This is a genomic window from Phyllobacterium sp. (genome assembly GCF_037994425.1).
GTDB lineage: Bacteria > Pseudomonadota > Alphaproteobacteria > Rhizobiales > Rhizobiaceae > Phyllobacterium.
In genome coordinates, this window is the sequence record NZ_JBBNAM010000067.1 from 1 (window position 1) to 2475 (window position 2475).

The 2475-nt window shown below is 62.7% G+C and carries 2 protein-coding genes; both read right to left on the reverse strand.

Translation table 11 applies throughout. The features are described from left to right. A partial coding sequence (locus tag AAAB35_RS04605; RefSeq protein WP_340667047.1) for an NAD(P)-binding protein occupies positions 1-1078 on the reverse strand: 1078 nt, incomplete at its 3' end. A 53-nt stretch (positions 1079-1131) separates the two neighbouring features. After that, on the reverse strand, positions 1132-2475 hold a 1344-nt coding region (locus tag AAAB35_RS04610), incomplete at its 5' end, for a hypothetical protein (protein ID WP_340667048.1).

The following is a 2475-nucleotide window of genomic DNA, read 5'->3' on the forward strand; positions in this document are numbered from 1 at the left end:
CGGGATTGGCTGCATCGTTCTGGTGGCGGTTCGCGACATAGTTGATCACGTAGGGCTTCATCGCAACCGAGCCGGGCTGATGAATGACGATGTTATAGGTGCACCAGGCATTCTGATCGACCGGCAACAGCCGTGCGTCGATATGTGCGACGCTGACCGCCGTCTCATAGGTGATCTGCGACATGATATTCGAGACCTGAGGCGGGATCGTCTTCAGAAGCTTCAGCGCATCGTTGGCGTGGCTCGCAATCACCACCAGGTCGGGCTGATACTGCTCCTTTGGTGATATGCTGTTGGTCACTTTCCAGCCGGTGCTGTCGCGGCTCACCACAGCCGGGAAACCGGTGACCAGCTTTACGCCAAGCGTCTGCGCCATGTAGTCCGTCAGCCGGTCGATCCAGTGGCTCGTTCCACCCACGAAATACATCCGGTTCGCCGGCTTTCCGCCTGCGCCCTCTTGGATCTTATAATAGTGCATGACCGAATAGAACGGCATTCTTCGCGGGCCAAGTTCGCTCGATGTGAAATACATGCCGTTGACGCGCGGATAAATGACCCACGGGCCGAGGCGCGCATCCCATCCCCGCTCTTGCGACTTTTCGTCGATATATTGCTCGAGCGTGTACTCGTGGTATTTGGGGTTGTCGGCGTCCGTGCCTCCGGCGCTCATGAAGTCGTCGACCGAAGCCTTCAGCTTGGGGTCCATACCCGTGCCCCACCAAGGGGTTGCATTGTCGGTAAAGAACAGCGAGCCGTCGCCGGAATAGTAGCTCGTGGTGTCCTCGAGATTGCGATAGTCCTTGCCTTCGACGAAGCCGATTTCGGTCATGACCTCGTCAATGTCGTTATAGGCGGATTTGTTAAAGTCGTTGACGCCGAGATCCGCCCAGCGGCGCATCTCGCCCTGCGGGCCCTCCCCAAAGGAGAAGTGCATGGTGTCAGCATTACCGCCGAAACGGCCCAGGGCCTCAAACACCGTCACTTCGGGCAACTGAAGGCCAAGCCTTTTCGCCTGCTTCTTCAGCTCATAGGCCACCGCGAGGCCACCAATTCCGCCACCGATTACTGCAACCTTCATCACTCTCCCTCCATTTTGCGCCGCGGAAAACCCGTCGGCGTCAAGCGATAGAATTAGGCGCGCGCTGATCGCGACGGGGCTTCACTCGAGGCGAGCGCTGCGTCGATGCCGGGAATAGCGGCGAGCAGGCACGCGGTTTCGGCGTCAGCCCGCAAGTGCCGAAGGCGGTCGCGCGCATCGATCCCCTCGGCAGCGTCGGCAAGCGCGCGCCCCCGCGTAATGAAGAAATCGGACCAAGGCGTCGGCTCCGGGGCCGTGTATTCGGCCAGAAGATCAGCGTAGCGGCGGACCTCGGGCCATTCCCCTGCCGCAGCGCAGGCATCCATCGCGTAGCGATAGAAACGGTAGTAGTTGTGACCAACCGCTCCCGTGGCGAGGACCGCTTCGCCCTCGGCAAGGGCCTCCCGGCGCCGCGCCGGATCCGAAGTAGCGCGTGCAACGGTCGAGAGCACCCAAGGCCCTATGAACGACATCGCGCCGAGGTTTCGGACTTTCGCAAGGGTGCCCTCGGCGATTTCGACCGCCTCGGCCCACCGGCCCTCCGCCAGGCATATGCGGGCACTTGTTTCTTCGAGGAAGGGCTCGAAGCGCTTGGCGCCGAAACGCGCGGCGGTGGCAAGACCGAGGTCTATCTCGATTTGCGCGGCCGCCATCTGGCCCATGGAGACAAGGATCCAGCCGGCCGTAAGACGCGAGACGATCTCGGCCCGGTCATGGCCGACCTTTGACGCCAGCTGGGCTGAGGCGAGCGCCTCCTGCAGCGCCCTTTCGGTATCGTTCATGTAGATTTTGACGGTCGCGAGCATGAAGCGGTTGGCTGCCTCCACCGCCCCAAGCTGGTATTCCTCACACAGCGCAAGGCACTGCTCGATCACTCTGTGCGCCGTGAACATGCGCCCACGGGCGTAATGCGCGTCGCCAAGCCCGCTCAGGGCGAGGGCCCTGCGCTCCGGGCTGCCCGCGCGTTCGGCGTATTCGAGCGACTTCTCGTGCTCTCTGAGGCAGCCATCGAGCCGTCCTCTCGGGAAATGGAGGCTCCCGCGGAAATAGTGGAGTTCGCTGAGTTCGAGAGGAAGATCGGCCTCCTGGGCGATTGCCTCGGCCTCGTCGAGGACGACGTAGGCATCGTCGATCCGGTCCATGATCCGCATGGCGGCGACAATGCCGATCTTGGCGCGGCAGCGCTCTGCAGGATCGCGCGCAATACCGAGTGCCGCGCCGAAAGCCTCTATCGCCTCGGCGCTGCGGCCAAGCTCGCGCAGCATGTCGCCCTTGAAACGCAAGAGGTCGCCACGGACCTTATGCTCCTGGGCCAATTCGAGGCCTCGCTCGGCGAGCGAGAGGGCTGCTTCCTTGCGGTGCCCCGCGCGCGCGTCCAGCGCAGCCGCAAGGAAGGC